Genomic DNA, 15168 nt, shown 5'->3' with positions numbered 1-15168 from the left:
GGCAAGCCTCGCTCCTACTGGGAGCGCAGAGTTGTGTTTGGCCATTGACTGGGGGTCAGTGCCGCTCGAGGGCGTTTACCAGGTCGTGGAAGGCTTCACGGTTGGAGTCGTTCAGGCCCATGAGGATCTTGTGCGCTTCGAGCACTTTGATCCGCACCACTTCTTCGGACTGATCCTGGTCTGGCAGGTCGGTCAGGCACTCAGGGCACGGGATCGGGCGGTCAACGATGTTGAACACCTGCTCGAAGCCCATGGACTGCAGCAGCCGGGTGATGTCTTCGTGGGTGGTGACGACGGTCGGCAGCAAGCCGACCTTTTGCCGCGACAGGATCGACAGTTTGGCCAGCAGGCCCAGGGTGGTGCTGTCGATGCTGCGGGTTTCGGTCAGGTCGATCACGATCGCGTTGAAATTCAACGCGGTGAAGATCCGCTCAATAGTCGCATCCAACGCCGAACACAGGGTCAGGCGAACTTCACCGACGAACTTGAGGACGAAGGTGCCGTCCTGCTCGGCGAACTGGATTCTACCGGTACTCATCAAAGATTCCTGCTCAACACCAACAGGGCGATATCATCCGGCATCTCCCCCAGCGTGGCCAATCCAAAAACCTGCCGCAGACCATCCAGGCTGCCGCCCGCTGCCTTGACCCGTTGGGGCAAAGCCGCTTCTTTTTCTTTGAGTGTCGGTTCTGGCAAAAGGTCCAGGATGCCATCGGACATCAGCGTCAGGCTGAATGTCGGCGGCAGCTCCAGCACGTGGTCTTCGTAAGTGGCTTCATTGAAGAGGCCTACCGGCAGACCACGCCCTTCCAGATAACGAACACTGTCTGGCGTGTACAACACAGGCAACGGCAAATGACCGCCGATGCTATAGGTCAACAAACCTGTCTCCTCGTCGATGACTCCACCGACCATTGTGACGTGTTTGCCCAGCTTACAACTGATCAGGCCTCGGTTGATATGACCAAGGACCTCTGAAGGCTTGAATTCCGGCAATGTACCGCTGCGCTTGGATTCGAACAGCAGGCGCGTGGTCATGAACTTCAACAGCACGGTCACGAAGGCTGAAGAAGCGCCATGCCCGGAAACGTCCGCCAGGTAGAACGCGACCCGGCGCTCGTCGACCCGAAAGTAGTCGACGAAATCACCCGACAGGTACAACGACGGAATGATCTGGTGCGCAAACTTGAACTCGTCGATGGTCCACGGGCTGACCGGCAACATGTTCATCTGCACCTGGCGACCGGCGTTCTGGTCTTCCTGGAGCAGGTTCAGGCTGGCTTCGAGCTCACGGTTGGCCTTTTCCAGCTTCTCGCGGTAACGCTGGTTTTCCAGGAGCAGGCGCGCACGATCCAGCGCCCGGCGCACAGAATGCTCGAGCACGGCCAGATCTTCGAGAGGCTTGATCAGGTAGTCCGCCGCGCCCAGGCGCAAGGCCTCGACCGCGTCGTTCATCACGCCGGCGCCCGACACCACGATGACCGGGGTCTGTGGCGATCGCTCGGTGACCTGGCGGATGAGTTCGAGCCCGCCCATCTGCGGCATGCGCAGATCGCAGATGACCAAGTCGGGCTTGAATTGCTCGAATACCTGAAGACCCTGCTGGCCATTGCTGGCCTGCAAGACGCTGAAACCACTGTCTTCCAAGTAGGCGGCGAGGCTCGCTCGCACTACTTCGTCATCATCGATTATCAGCAGCGTGGCACTGGTTTTTGGCATGTGGGCAAACGGCGCCAGAATTAGGTTGGCGTAGCAGGCAGGGGTTTTGGCCCGGCTCACACTACTGGATTCGCTTTCTAGCCTCTCCGTCGCACCGTTTTCGGGCATTTGCCCTACACACAGGTACACCAGAGGTGCCCTTCTAAGGCGCAGACGGTACTCCCATCCGCGGGGCGTTTCAAGCTCACGCCGATGGTCGCTTGACGTCTTTGCTTGCCAAATGACCGGGAGTTATAAAAACCGGCTGGAGAGTAACTGGATGGAAGGTCGTAACCTGCCGATTTAATGGGTTTTTCGTCTCTCACCGGATTAAACACCTGTAGGAGCGAGCTTGATCGCGAGGGTCTCGAGGGCGACGCGTTTATTCAGGGAATACGCGTTATCGTTGACGTCCATCGCGAGCAAGCTTGCTCCTACAGGGGGGTTGCGTTTGGTCAGGGCCTGCGCGTTATCGTTAGCGTCCATCGCGAGCAAGCTTGCTCCTACACCCCGGATCAGAAATCGTCTTCGACCTGGCCGTCCTTGACCTTGAATTCGCGATTCTGCAGGTAGGCGTTACGGATGAAGGTGTATTTGTCGCCACTGATCAGCTTCTCGGCCGACAGCAGGCTGGCGCGGGTGTCGATGATGTAAAGGCCCATCAGAGAGTTACGCAACGAAACGTCATCCATGTAGCGGTAGGGACCGGTGTAGCCGTCGACATACTTGGACGGCGCGTCACGCAGGGTGCTTGGGCCCAACAGCGGCAGCATCACGTAAGGCCCGCTGCCCACGCCCCAGTAACCGAGGGTCTGGCCGAAGTCTTCGTCGTTGCGCTGCAGGCCCATTTTGGTGCCTACATCGAAGAAGCCCAGCACGCCGAAGGTGGTGTTGAAGATCAGGCGCGCAGTGTCGACACCAGCGGCGGCCGGCTTGGCCTGCAAGACGTCGTTGGCAAGGTTGGTGACGTCACCGACGTTGCGGAACATGTTGTGGATGCCGTCTTCGAGGAACTGCGGCGTCACGAACTGGTAGCCTTGCGCCAAGGGCTTCAGGGCATAGGTGTCGAGCACGTCGTTGAATGTGTAGATCGGGCGGTTGATGCTTTCCCAAGGATCTTCTTCCGTGGCGGCCTGGGCAACGAACGGAACCACCAGCACACTGGCGCACACAGAAAGCCGAGCTAGATGATTGCTCCAGCGCATAGAAAACTCCTTGGATTGTTACTGGCGCGGGCACAGGGGCCCAAGCGATAAGCTGGCTAGTATAAGACGGAATAGCCGCTTTAGGCAGCATCGGCCGTTCCAGGCTGCGAATGGGCGACGATGTTCGGCGATTCAGCGCCATGTCACGCAACTGTCACCGTGGGCACCTAACCTTGAAACTATTTCAGGGACGTTAATATGCCGCACGCCGAAACCTTGCCCCTCGCTGCACCCGGCCTGACCGCCGTGCTGTTTGGCCTCAGCGGTTGCCTGGTGGATTTCGGCGCCCGCACGCACCGTCACGGCAACCACGCCAGCGAACAGGCCGAGGTCACGCCCGGTGCCCTGGAGAGCCTGCACAATTTGCAACGGCAACGGATTCCCTGCGCCTGGCTCGATGAACTGCCCCCTGCCCTCTGCCATTCCCTGGCCGCCGCCCTGCCGGAATGGATAGTGCCGTCGCAACACCTTGCAACAATCAATCCGTGGCCAGCCCCCGATGCCTGCTGGCAAGCCTTGATGCGCTTGAACGTGGAGCGCCTGGAGGGTTGCGTGCTAGTCAGCGGCGAACCTCGCTTGCTGCAATCGGGGTTGAATGCCGGAATGTGGACGATTGGCCTGGCGTCCTGCGGCTCGCTCTGCGGACTGGCGCCCAATGAATGGCAGGCATTGACCCGGCAGGAACGGGACATCAAACGCGGCAAGGCCACGGTGCAACTGTTCGGCCTGGGTGTGCATTCGGTGATAGATCACCTTGGCGAGCTGGACACCTGCCTGGCCGACATCAACCTGCGCCGCCTCAAGGGCGAGAAGCCCTGATCGAGCATGCAGGTTGCCTGGGAGTGGATTAATCTAAGGGTTAGCCATAGACCTTTGGCGCGCTGCTGCGGTCTATGCCAGAGCCTATCGATAAAAGGAAGAACACCATGCCTGCCCGCGAACTGCAAGAACAGCTCAATAAACTGCGCGAGCAATTGGAACAGAATCCACCGCTGACCGAAGCCGAGCGCGAAAATCTGCATGAGCTGATGCAGCAGATCGAGCTTGAGCTTGAACTTGAAACCAAAACCCAGGATTCCAGCCTTTCCGATAATGTGAACCTGGCGGTCGAACGCTTCGAACTCGAACACCCTACCCTGGCCGGCACCTTGCGCAACATCGTCCAGGCGTTGGGCAATATGGGGATCTGATCCCACCGGATGCAAAAAAGCCCTGCCAGCGATGGCGGGGCTTTTTCATATCTGCGATTTGAAATGCATTCCCCTGTAGGAGCTGGCTTGCCAGCGAAGGGGCACTTCCAGTCACCATTGATGTTGAATGTGACGGCCCCTTCGCTGGCAAGCCAGCTCCTACAGGGTTCGGGGTGCGTCCGTGAAATCAGGTTGACTGTCAGGCCGCCTTCGCCTTGGCTTGGGCGAGTCCATCCAATTGCAGGGGGTTTTTTATTGACGGACCAGGCGGTGGTTCGGCAGTTGCACTTCTTCGGTGCTGCGATAGGGGTTGATGTCCAGCCCGCCACGGCGCACATACCGCGCATACACCGTCAGTTTCTCCGGTTTCAGCAGCCGCTGCAGGTCGAGGAAGATCCGCTCCACACACTGCTCATGGAAGTCCGAATGCTGGCGGAAGCTGACGATGTACTCCAGCAGACTGGCGTGGTCCAACGCCGCGCCACGGTATTCCACCGCCACGCTGCCCCAGTCCGGCTGGCTGGTGACCGGGCAGTTGGATTTGAGCAAGTGGCTGTGCACGCTCTCCTCGACGATGCGCGACTCATCGCAACGCAGCAGCTCCGGACGCGGATGCTCATAGTTGCTCACGCTGATGTCCAGCTCATCGATGCACACGCCCGGCAACGCCACGACGCCTTCGGCTTCCACCTCTTGCAGGCGGCGAATGCGTACGCCGACCGGTTTGCCGGCCGCGGCCGACAGGTCCTTGACCAGCGTGGCTTCCAGGTTGGCGTTATCGGCAAACGGGGTCTGGTTCAGGGAGTTCAGGTACAGCTTGAACGACTTGGATTCGATGATGTTTGGCGAATCCGCCGGAATGCTGAACTCGCCAATCGCCACCACCGGCTTGCCGGACGGCAACAGCCACGACAGCTCGAAGCAGTTCCAGAAGTCCACGCCCTTGTAGGGCAAGGTGTCAGCCGTCAGGCCCAGTTCGGCCCATTTCGCGGCGCGCGGGATCGGGAACAGCAAGGACGGCGTGTAGGTGGCGATGTATTCGCTGGATTTACCCAGCGGCGAGTGTTCGGCTGCGGGATGCATGGCGGAAACCTGACTGAAGAATCAGGGGATTCTACCAGTCTTTGCGCCCCCTGTAGGAGCAAGCTTGCTCGCGATGGTCGCAAACGATAACCCGTGCCTGTTGGTCAAACACAGCGCCCTGTAGGAGCAAGCTTGCTCGCGATGGTCGCTAACGATAACCCGTGCCTCCTGGTTAAACGCAGCGCCCTGCAGGAGCAAGCTTGCTCGCGATGGTCGCTAACGATAACCCGTGCCTCCTGGTTAAACGCAGCGCCCTGTAGGAGCAAGCTTGCTCGCGATGGTCGCTAACGATAACCCGTGCTTCCTGGTTAAACGCAGCGCCCTGTAGGAGCAAGCTTGCTCGCGATGGTCGCTAACGATAACCCGTGCTTCCTGGTTAAACGCAGCGCCCTGTAGGAGCAAGCTTGCTCGCGATGGTCGTTAACGATAACGCGTGCTTGCTGGTTAAACGCGGCGCCCTGTAGTCCATCGCGAGCAAGCTCGCTCCTACACCGCATTCCTACGGTCCCACCGTCAGCTTGCCGACCATGCCCGCCTGATAATGCCCGGGAATATTGCAGGCAAACTCCAGGCCGGTGGCCTTGGTGAAGGTCCAGGTCAGCTCTGCGGTTTTGCCCGGCCCTATCAGCACGCTGTTGGGGTCATCATGCTTCATACCCTGATCCATACCGGGCATTGAGCCGTGGTCCATTTCCTTCATGCCTGTCGGCGTGAGCATCCCGCTCTGCTGCATCTTCAGCATTTCCTGCTGATGCCGGGCATGCATCGCCGCGTCGCCGAGGTTGAATTCGTGCAGCAACCGGCCTTTGTTCACCAGCACGAAACGCACCGTCTCACCGGCCTTGATCTCGATCGCCCGGGGCGTGAACGACATGTCGCCCATCACCACTTCCACGCTGCGGGTCGCCTTGGCAGCCGGGGCTGGCTGACCGAAATCGAAGGTATGCGCCGGCGATGCCCACACCGGCGAGCCCAGCGTCAGCAAACACGCGGCCAGCATCAGAGATTTGCGCGAAAACATGGTCGTACTCCAACAAGATAAGGTTCAGCCTGTGGAAAACTCTAAACTGCTACCGCTGCCGACAACCTGACACCCAGATTACAACTTTGTCAGGTTGGCCTGTACCGATGCTGCCCACGGTATAAAGCGTTCGTTCCATCTGCCTCGAGTCGCCCATGAAACTGCTGATTGTCGAAGACCAACCGAAAACCGGCCACTACCTGCGCCAGGGCCTGACCGAGGCCGGGTTCAACACCGAACTGGTGGCTGACGGCAGCACCGGCCAGCAACTGGCGCTGAGCGGCGATTACGCGCTGTTGATTCTCGATGTGATGCTGCCCGGCCGCGATGGCTGGCAGATTCTGCAGGCGGTGCGCGGTGCCGGCCTCGACACCCCGGTACTGTTTCTGACCGCGCGTGACGCGGTGCAGGACAGGGTTCACGGCCTGGAGCTGGGGGCCGACGATTACCTGGTCAAACCCTTCGCCTTCTCCGAACTGCTGGCCCGGGTCCGCAGCCTGTTGCGGCGCGGCAGCGGCACCCCCCAGGAAACCAGCCTGCAACTGGCCGACCTGCGCCTGGACCTGATCCGCCGCCGGGTCGAACGCAGCGGTCAGCGCATCGACCTGACCGCCAAGGAGTTTGCCCTGCTGGAGATGCTCCTGCGTCGCCAGGGCGAAGTCCTGCCCAAGTCGCTGATCGCCTCCCAGGTCTGGGACATGAATTTCGACAGCGACACCAACGTCATCGAAGTGGCGATCCGCCGCCTGCGCCTGAAGATCGACGATGAGTTCCCGAACAAGCTGATCCACACCGTACGCGGTATGGGATATGTGCTTGAAGAGCGCCCGGCCTGATGCGCCGGCTGTCCCTGAGCAGTCGCCTGGCGCTGTTGTTTGCCGCCTGCACCGCCGTGGTTTCACTGTTCGCCGGGGTGCTGTTCAGTCGCGCCAGCGAGGCGCACTTTGTGGAACTGGATCAGCAATTGCTCGACGGCAAGTTGATCGGTCTGCGCCGAGCGCTTTCGGATCTTCAATCGAGCGAGAGCGAAGTCAGACTGGCGGATGAGTTGAGCCGGCAGGCGGATTTGTCACTGCGGATTACCGGCAGCGATGGCCGGCGCTGGTATGACAGTTCGCCGCGCCTGCCCGCCACGCTGCCACAGCAACCGGGCCTGTCGACCCTCAACGACGCCGGCACCGACTATCGCGTGTTGAATGCCCCGTTGTTCCCCGACCGACCCGACTCGCCCCAGCTGACCTTGTTACTGGACATCACCCATCACCAGCACTTTCTGCAACGCATGCAGCACCTGATCTGGCTGACCGTTGGCTTGTCGGCCCTGGCCACCGCCCTGCTCGGTGCCTGGGCGGCTCGCAGCGGGTTGCGCCCCTTGCGGCGCATGAGTGCGGTGGCCCGCGGCGTGTCGGCGCAATCGCTGAATGCGCGCCTGCCCGAAACAGACATGCCGCCGGAACTCGCGGAAATGGCCCACCACTTCAACGCCATGCTCGGTCGCCTCGACGATTCTTTCCAGCGCCTCTCGGCGTTCTCCGCCGACATCGCCCACGAACTGCGCACGCCGCTGTCGAACCTGCTGACCCACACCCAGGTCACCCTCACGCGCCCGCGGGCGCTCGAGGATTATCGCGAAGCGCTGCACAGCAACCTCGAAGAACTGCAATGGATGGCGCAACTGGTCAACGACATGCTGTACCTGGCCAAGGCGGACCACGGCTTGTTGATGCCCAGGCGCGAACCGCTGGCACTGGCGGAGGAAGTGGATCTGTTGCTGGAGTTTTTTGCGCCGTTGGCGGAGGACGCGCAGGTCCGGTTGAGCCGTGAAGGCAGCGCGCAGATGGAGGGCGATCGCAGCATGTTGCGGCGGGCGCTGTCGAACCTGCTGGATAATGCGTTGCGGTTTACCCCGGCCGAAGGTGAGGTCCGCGTGCGGATTGTTGAACAGCCTGCAGGGTTGACCTTGACTGTCGAGAACAGCGGCGACGGCATTGACGGGGCGTTGCTGCCGCGTTTATTCGACCGGTTTTATCGGGCTGATGCGGCGCGCCGTGAAGGTAGCAGCGAGCATGCGGGGTTGGGATTGGCGATTACCCGGTCGATCATTCGGGCCCATGGGGGGCAGATTCGGTGTGAGTCGGATCGGGGATGGACGCGGTTTGTGATTGAGTTGCCGCGAACCTGATCGTTCCTGTTGATCGTTCCCACGCTCTGCGTGGGAATGCCTCAGCGGACGCTCCGCGTTCGGCTCTGGATGGGACGCGGAGCGTCCCGGGCAGCATTCCCACGCAGAGCGTGGGAACGATCATTGGTGGCTTATGAATACCGCAACGCAGTAGCCGGCTCAGTCTTCGCCGCGCGCCAGGCCGGGTACACCGTGGCGAGGAAGCTCAGGATGAACCCCGCCGAGCAGATCAACACCACATCCGCCCCCTGCAATTCCGACGGCAAGTTACTGACAAAATACACATCGGAACTGAAGATGTGCTGCCCGCTCACCCGCTCCACCCAGCCCACCAGCTCACTGACGTTCAGCGCGGCAATCACCCCGAGCACACCGCCGATCAAGGTCCCGACGACCCCGATCACCGTGCCCTGGACCATGAAGATCGCCATGATCTGCCGGGGGGTGGCGCCGATGGTCCGCAGGATAGCGATGTCCGCGCCCTTGTCGTTCACCACCATGATCAGGGTCGCGATGATGTTGAAGGCCGCCACGGCGACGATCATCAGCAACAGCAGGCCGATCATGGTTTTTTCCATCTTCATCGCGCTGAACAGGCTGCCCTGGGTGTGGGTCCAGTCGTCAGCCCGGTAGGCGCTGCCCAGACCCGCCGCCACATCGCTGGAGACCTGGGGGGCCGCGTACAAATCCTTCACCGCCAGGCGCACGCTTTGCACCTGGTTCGGTTCCCAGCGCTGCATCTGCGCGGCATCGGCCAGGTGGATCAGGGCCATCGAGCCATCCAGCTCGGCACCGACCTTGAACACGCCGACCACGTTCAGCCGCTGCATGCGCGGGGTGATCCCACCCGGTGCGGTGCTGACTTCCGGCACGATCAGGGTGATCTTGTCGCCGACGTTCAAGCGGAAGCGCCGCGCCGTGATCTCACCGATCACCACGCCGAACTCGCCCGGCTTCAACGCGTCGAGACGACCCTGGACGATGTGCTGGGCGACGATCGAGACCTTGCCTTCCAGCGCCGGATCGACCCCGCTGACCTGGATCGGCTGCATCGTGCCCTTGTAGGACAGCATGCCTTCCATCTCGGTGAACGGCACGGCCGCGGTCACTTCGGGATTTTTCATCGCGGCCGCGGCCACCGGCTGCCAGTCATCGATCGGATTGACGCCGACGATGGTCGCGTGGGGCACCATGCCGAGGATGCGCGAGCTCATTTCGCGCTGGAAGCCGTTCATCACCGACAGCACCACGATCATCGCCAGCACGCCCAGGGCGAGGCCGATCATCGAGGTCATCGAGATGAAGGAAACAAAGCGATTGCGGCGCTTGGCGCGGGTATAGCGCGCGCCGATAAAGATCGATAACGGTCTGAACATTCGCTGGGGCACCGTATAAAAATAAAAGACCCGACGCACCGTTCAGTGACGCCGGGTTTCGGTCGATCAGATGGGCGTCAGGTAACCTTCCTGCAAGTGCAGGACGCGATCCATCTGGCGAGCCAGGTTCATGTCGTGGGTCACCACCAGGAACGCGGTGCGCATCGAGACACTGAGTTCCAGCATCAAATCCTGAATGCCCTGGGCGGTGTGGGAGTCGAGGTTGCCGGTCGGCTCGTCGAGCATCACCAGGCCTGGCCGGTTCACCAGGGCCCGGGCGATGGCCACGCGCTGACGCTCGCCACCGGACAGTTCGGCCGGCTTGTGTTCCAGGCGATGGCCCAGCCCTACCCGCTCCAGCAACGCCGTGGCGCGCTGACGCGCTTCAGGAATGGACGTCTTGCCGATCAGCAGCGGCATGCAGACGTTTTCCAACGCGGTGAATTCCGGCAGCAGATGGTGGAACTGGTAAACGAAACCCAGCGACCGGTTGCGCAACAGGCCGCGATTCTTCTCGCTCAAGGCCGACAGCTCTTCGCCGTCCAGCCAGACGCTGCCCTTGGTCGGCGTGTCGAGGCCGCCCAACAGGTTGAGCAAGGTACTCTTGCCCGAACCCGAGGTGCCGACAATCGCTACCCGCTCACCCGGATGCAGCTCCAGTTGCAGGCCGGCCAGGACCTCTACCGACTCCGGGCCTTCCTCGTAGGATTTGCCCAGGTCGCGGCAGCTCAAGATTGCTTTATCACTCATGCCCGACTCACTCATAACGTAGCGCCTCCGCAGGCTGGGTGCGCGCGGCACGCCAGGCTGGATACAGGGTGGCGAGAAAACTCAGGATCAACGCGGCGGCACTGACCAGCAACACGTCATCGCTCTGCACTTGCGACGGCAGGTAATCGATGAAGTACACGTCGGCGTTGAGGAACTTGTGGCCGATCAGGCCTTCGAGGGCCGCGATCGCGGCGCTGACGTTCAGCGCGGCGAAGATCCCGACCACGGCGCCGATCAGCGTCCCGACCACACCGATCACCGTGCCCTGCACCATGAAGATCGCCATGATCGACCCCGGCGTAGCGCCCAGGGTACGCAGGATCGCGATGTCGCCCTTCTTGTCGTTCACCACCATCACCAGCGTGGAAATGATATTGAACGCCGCCACGGCGACGATCAGCAGCAACAGCAGGCCGATCATGGCTTTTTCCATGCGGATCGCCTGATACAGATTGCCATGGGTGCGGGTCCAGTCCCGGGCGTAGTAATGATCTTCGCCGAGCTGCTGGGCGATGTTCCACGCGGTGCGCGGCGCCTGGAACAGGTCGTCGAACTTCAGGCGGATGCCCTGCACCTGCGCAGGCTTCCAGCGATGCAGCCTGGCCAGGTCCTGCAGGTTGGTCACGCCCAGGTAGCCGTCGATCTCACCGGCGCCGACATGGAAGATGCCGACCACGGTAAAGCGCTTCATGCGCGGGAACATCCCGGCCGGGGTCACGGTCACTTCCGGTGCCACGAACGTCAGCTTGTCGCCGATCGCCGCGCCGAGCTTGGCCGCCGCCTTGTCGCCGATGACGATGCCGAAACTGCCCGGCGCCAGGGCGTCGAGCTGACCCTGCAGCATGAACTTGTCGATGATCGACACCTGCCGTTCCAGCGCCGGATCGATGCCATTGAGCAGGACCTTGGAGACCTTGCCCTTGTTGGTCAGCAACCCCTGCATCTGGGTGAACGGCGCCACGGCCGTCACCTGCGGGTTCTGCTTGACCTGGGCGGCCAGGCTCGGCCAGTCGTTGATCGGTTCACCGGACTCGATGGTCGCGTGGGGCACCATGCCCAGCACGCGGGTGCGCATCTCATGATCGAAGCCGTTCATGACCGACAGCACCACGATCATCACGACCACACCGAGGGCCAGTCCAATGATCGAGGTCAGGGAAATGAAGGAGACGAAATGGTTGCGACGCTTTGCACGGGTATAACGCGTGCCAATAAATACGAAGAGAGGTCTGAACATGTCGGGGCTTGTTCGGAGGGAAAAGGAACGTCCTTGTGGCGGGGGTCGATAACCAGCTTTACACTCAGACCACCGCCGCTACCATGGGTTCGCCATGTCGACATTAGATGATGAAGATCGCCGCGAATACTACCGTATCGAGGACAGGATCGCACTGGAAATTCGGCCCCTGTCCGCTCCCGAAGCCGCGGGCCAGGAAGTGTTGCAGGATGCTTCTCCGCTGTTCAACCTGCTCAGCGAACTGCACCTCAGCGAATTCGAATCGCAACACCTGCTGCGCCAGATCAGCGAGCGCGACCGTCACCTCGCGGCGTTCCTCAAATCCCAGAACAAACGCATCGATCTGCTCAGCCAGGTGATCGCCATCACCGTGCTCGGGCAGATCGGCGAGCCGCAGCCGGTGACCATTTCCGAAGGCGGCATCGACTTCCAGCATCCGACGCCCTTTGCCGCCGGCGCGCACCTGTCGATCAAGCTGGTGCTGATGCCTCAGGCGCTTGGCCTGTTGCTGCGGGCTCGCGTCACCCATTGCGACCCCAAGGGCGACGGCTACGACATCGGCACCGAGTTCCAGCACCCGAGCGAGGCCCAGCGGCAGTTGCTGGCTCGCTACATCTTGCAGAAGCAGGCCCAGGAACGACGCCTGGCCCGCGACCAATCAGAATCAGGCATTTAACTTAAGGAAGAACCGTGACCCTCATCTACGGCCATCGCGGCGCCAAGGGCGAAGCACCGGAAAACACCCTGACCGGCTTTCAGGAATGTCTCAAGCACGGCGTGCGCCGCTGCGAACTGGACCTGCACCTGTCCATGGATGGCGAGTTGATGGTCATCCACGACCCGACCCTCAAGCGCACCACCGACCGGCGCGGCAAGGTGGTCGAGCATACGGCGGCGGAGCTGGTGACCTACGACGCGCGCAAGGGCGGCCCGGGCTGGATCAAGCCGTGCCCGATCCCGACGCTGGAAACGCTGTTCGAGCAGTGCGATTTCGAGCATTGGCAACTGGAAGTCAAAAGCGCGTCACGCACCCGCGCCGCGAGCACCGTGCTGGCCATTCGTGAGATGGCTCAGCGCCATGGCCTGCTGGACAAGGTGACGATCACCTCGAGCTCCCGGGAAGTGCTCAAAGCCGCGCTGGACCTGGTGCCGGACGTGTCCCGCGGACTGGTGGCCGAGTACGCCTGGCTCGACCCGCTGAAGGTCGCGCAAGGCTATGGCTGTGAGATCCTGGCGCTGAACTGGACCCTGTGTACGCCGGAACGCCTGCAGAAGGCGCAGCGCCAGGGGCTGCATGTGTCGGTGTGGACAGTCAACGAGCCCGCGCTGATGCGCAGGCTCGCCGACTTCGGCGTTGACAGCCTGATTACAGACTTTCCCGGTTTGGCCAGCGCCACGCTCGAGAATTGCTGAAATCGGTCTCCCCGGCCGGCTCAGGCCACCGGCCGGAGCCGCTCAAAAAAGCCGGTTGAGGCCATCGTAGGCGGCGACCCGATAGGCTTCGGCCATGGTCGGGTAGTTAAACGTGGTGTTGACGAAATACTTCAGGGTATTGAGATCGCCCGGCTGGTTCATGATCGCCTGGCCGATGTGCACGATCTCCGACGCCTGATAACCGAAGCAGTGCACGCCCAGCACTTCCAGGGTCTCGCGGTGGAACAGGATCTTCAGCATGCCCTGGGGCTCGCCGGCGATCTGTGCCCGCGCCATGCCCTTGAAGAACGCCTTGCCCACCTCGTACGGCACCTTGGCCTGGGTCAGCTCCTGCTCGTTCTTGCCGATCGAGCTGATCTCCGGAATCGTATAGATGCCGGTCGGCACGTCGTTGACGAAGCGCCAGCTATGGTTGTCGACGATGCTGCCGGCGGCCGAACGACCCTGGTCGTGCGCGGCACTGGCCAGGCTCGGCCAGCCGATCACGTCACCGGCGCCGTAGATGTTCGGCTTACAGGTCCGGTAGGCCTCGTCGACTTCGATCTGGCCACGGCTGTTGACCTTCACGCCAACGTTTTCCAGACCCAACTGATCGGTGTTGCCGGTACGGCCGTTGCACCAGAGCAAGGCGTCGGCCTTGATCTTCTTGCCGGACTTGAGGTGCAGGATCACGCCGCTGTCCACGCCTTCGACGCGGTCGTACTCTTCGTTATGGCGAACCGTGATGTTGTTGTTGCTGAAGTGGTAGCTCAGGGCCTGGGAAATTTCCGAGTCGAGGAAACTCAGCAACTGACCGCGGTTATCCACCAGCTCGACCAGCACCCCCAGGCCGCTGAAGATCGAAGCGTATTCGCAACCGATCACACCGGCGCCGTAAACGATGAGTTTGCGCGGGGTGTGGCCCAGGCTGAGGATAGTGTCGCTATCGTAGATGCGCGGGTGGTGGAAATCGATGTCCGCCGGACGATACGGGCGCGAGCCGGTGGCGATGATGATGTGCTTGGCCACCAGTTTCTCGACCACGCCGTTGCCGCAGACCACTTCGATGGTTTGCTCGTCGGCGAAGCTGCCGGTGCCGAAGAACACGTCGACGCGGTTACGGGCGTAGTAGCCGGTGCGCGAAGCGACTTGTTTGGAAATGACTTTCTCGGCGCTTTTCAATACGTCCGGGAACGAGAACCAGCGCGGCTCACCAATCGCCCGGAACATCGGGTTGGTGTTGAACTGCATGATCTGCCGGACCGAGTGACGCAGTGCCTTGGACGGGATGGTACCCAGGTGGGTGCAGTTGCCGCCGACCTGGCGACGGCTATCGACCATCGCCACCTTGCGCCCTGCCTTGGCGGCGTTCATTGCCGCGCCTTCTCCCGCCGGGCCGGAACCCAGTACCACCACGTCGTAGTTGTAGACAGCCATGCGTACTCCTCAGAACAGGCCGCGGCGCCCTCGGCACCTGCGGCTAAATCACGCCGATCTGCGGCGTGAAGGAACAATTTGGGGCCAGTGCAGAACCCGGGACACAGTCTATAGAAGCGTCAACGCCGGGCACATTAACCCTTGGTCGCGTCGTAGGCTACTTTTGCCTGCACTACAACGCCAGTTTTCAATGCGAGAAGCGCAGTGATCACTCGCAATGCTGGTGTAGGAGCGAGCTTGCTCCGGGCGGCGTTCCGACGATGGACACAAGAGCGCCGCGGTTAACCAGTAAGCACGCGTTATCGTTGACGACCATCGCGAGCAAGCTTGCTCCTACAGGGCGCCGCGTTTAGCCAGTAGGCACGCGTTATCGTTGACGACCATCGCGAGCAAGCTTGCTCCTACAGGGCGCCGCGTTTAGCCAGTAAGCACGCGTTATCGTTGACGACCATCGCGAGCAAGCTTGCTCCTACAGGGCGCCGCGTTTAGCCAGTAGGCACGCGTTATCGTTGACGACCATCGCGAGCAAGCTTGCTCCTACAGGGCGCCGCGTTT

16 protein-coding genes are annotated in these 15168 nt (G+C 61.5%); 6 read left to right on the top strand and 10 right to left on the bottom strand.

What is annotated here, in order from left to right; genetic code table 11:
* Window positions 1–55 precede the first annotated feature (55 nt).
* The 4 genes from rssC to F8N96_RS13640 form a co-directional block, all read right to left on the bottom strand.
* Window positions 56–538 (bottom strand): anti-sigma factor antagonist RssC, encoded by a 483-nt coding sequence (gene rssC / locus F8N96_RS13650; protein ID WP_007935262.1) that lies wholly within the window; start codon window positions 536–538, stop codon window positions 56–58.
* Complete coding sequence (gene rssB, locus F8N96_RS13645; RefSeq protein ID WP_150798243.1) at window positions 538–1719, bottom strand: two-component system response regulator RssB; 1182 nt, start codon at window positions 1717–1719, stop codon at window positions 538–540. Before rssB ends, rssC begins: the two co-directional genes overlap by 1 nt.
* 309 nt (window positions 1720–2028) lie before the next feature.
* Complete coding sequence (locus tag F8N96_RS35055) at window positions 2029–2184, bottom strand: hypothetical protein (protein ID WP_191630744.1); 156 nt, start codon at window positions 2182–2184, stop codon at window positions 2029–2031.
* 29 nt (window positions 2185–2213) lie between these two features.
* Window positions 2214–2903 (bottom strand): VacJ family lipoprotein, encoded by a 690-nt coding sequence (locus tag F8N96_RS13640; RefSeq protein ID WP_150798242.1) that lies wholly within the window; start codon window positions 2901–2903, stop codon window positions 2214–2216.
* A gap of 198 nt (window positions 2904–3101) precedes the next feature.
* Between F8N96_RS13640 and F8N96_RS13635 the strand changes: the two genes are divergently transcribed.
* Both F8N96_RS13635 and F8N96_RS13630 read left to right on the top strand, forming a co-directional pair.
* A complete protein-coding gene (locus F8N96_RS13635) occupies window positions 3102–3722 on the top strand; it encodes an HAD family phosphatase (RefSeq protein ID WP_150798241.1) in 621 nt (206 codons plus the stop codon).
* A gap of 107 nt (window positions 3723–3829) precedes the next feature.
* Complete coding sequence (locus F8N96_RS13630) at window positions 3830–4093, top strand: DUF4404 family protein (protein ID WP_150798240.1); 264 nt, start codon at window positions 3830–3832, stop codon at window positions 4091–4093.
* Between the two features lie 252 nt (window positions 4094–4345).
* Here the strand turns inward: F8N96_RS13630 and queF are convergent, their stop codons facing one another.
* Complete coding sequence (gene queF / locus F8N96_RS13625) at window positions 4346–5176, bottom strand: NADPH-dependent 7-cyano-7-deazaguanine reductase QueF (RefSeq protein ID WP_150798239.1); 831 nt, start codon at window positions 5174–5176, stop codon at window positions 4346–4348.
* Between the two features lie 499 nt (window positions 5177–5675).
* Window positions 5676–6197: a plastocyanin/azurin family copper-binding protein gene (locus F8N96_RS13620; protein ID WP_150798238.1), complete on the bottom strand. Its 522-nt coding sequence runs from the start codon at window positions 6195–6197 to the stop codon at window positions 5676–5678.
* A gap of 155 nt (window positions 6198–6352) precedes the next feature.
* Between F8N96_RS13620 and F8N96_RS13615 the strand changes: the two genes are divergently transcribed.
* Complete coding sequence (locus F8N96_RS13615; protein WP_150798237.1) at window positions 6353–7033, top strand: heavy metal response regulator transcription factor; 681 nt, start codon at window positions 6353–6355, stop codon at window positions 7031–7033.
* The gene (locus F8N96_RS13610) at window positions 7033–8379 is read left to right on the top strand and encodes a heavy metal sensor histidine kinase (protein ID WP_150798236.1); all 1347 of its coding nucleotides are present in this window, start codon (window positions 7033–7035) and stop codon (window positions 8377–8379) included. The genes F8N96_RS13615 and F8N96_RS13610 overlap by 1 nt, the downstream gene beginning before the upstream one ends.
* 131 nt (window positions 8380–8510) lie before the next feature.
* Here F8N96_RS13610 and F8N96_RS13605 read toward each other — a convergent pair whose 3' ends face one another.
* The 3 genes from F8N96_RS13605 to F8N96_RS13595 all read right to left on the bottom strand — a co-directional run bounded on the left by F8N96_RS13605 (window position 8511) and on the right by F8N96_RS13595 (window position 11763).
* Entirely contained in the window at window positions 8511–9755 is a 1245-nt protein-coding gene (locus tag F8N96_RS13605) for a lipoprotein-releasing ABC transporter permease subunit (RefSeq protein WP_150798235.1), read from the bottom strand.
* A gap of 66 nt (window positions 9756–9821) precedes the next feature.
* The gene (lolD, locus tag F8N96_RS13600) at window positions 9822–10505 is read right to left on the bottom strand and encodes a lipoprotein-releasing ABC transporter ATP-binding protein LolD (RefSeq protein ID WP_191630743.1); all 684 of its coding nucleotides are present in this window, start codon (window positions 10503–10505) and stop codon (window positions 9822–9824) included.
* A gap of 7 nt (window positions 10506–10512) precedes the next feature.
* Entirely contained in the window at window positions 10513–11763 is a 1251-nt protein-coding gene (locus F8N96_RS13595; RefSeq protein ID WP_150798233.1) for a lipoprotein-releasing ABC transporter permease subunit, read from the bottom strand.
* A 94-nt stretch (window positions 11764–11857) separates the two neighbouring features.
* Between F8N96_RS13595 and F8N96_RS13590 the strand changes: the two genes are divergently transcribed.
* Window positions 11858–12439 carry a PilZ domain-containing protein gene (locus F8N96_RS13590; RefSeq protein ID WP_150798232.1) on the top strand — a complete coding sequence of 194 codons (582 nt, stop codon included), beginning with the start codon at window positions 11858–11860 and terminating at the stop codon, window positions 12437–12439.
* 14 nt (window positions 12440–12453) lie between these two features.
* Entirely contained in the window at window positions 12454–13176 is a 723-nt protein-coding gene (locus F8N96_RS13585; protein ID WP_150798231.1) for a glycerophosphodiester phosphodiesterase, read from the top strand.
* A 42-nt stretch (window positions 13177–13218) separates the two neighbouring features.
* Here F8N96_RS13585 and sthA read toward each other — a convergent pair whose 3' ends face one another.
* Window positions 13219–14613, bottom strand: coding sequence for a Si-specific NAD(P)(+) transhydrogenase (sthA, locus tag F8N96_RS13580; protein WP_150798230.1), 1395 nt, complete (start codon window positions 14611–14613; stop codon window positions 13219–13221).
* Window positions 14614–15168: the final 555 nt, after the last annotated feature.

The organism is Pseudomonas fluorescens, from assembly GCF_902497855.1.
Taxonomy (GTDB): Bacteria; Pseudomonadota; Gammaproteobacteria; order Pseudomonadales; family Pseudomonadaceae; genus Aquipseudomonas; species Aquipseudomonas fluorescens_BI.
This window is presented reverse-complemented; position numbering and strand designations above follow the sequence as displayed.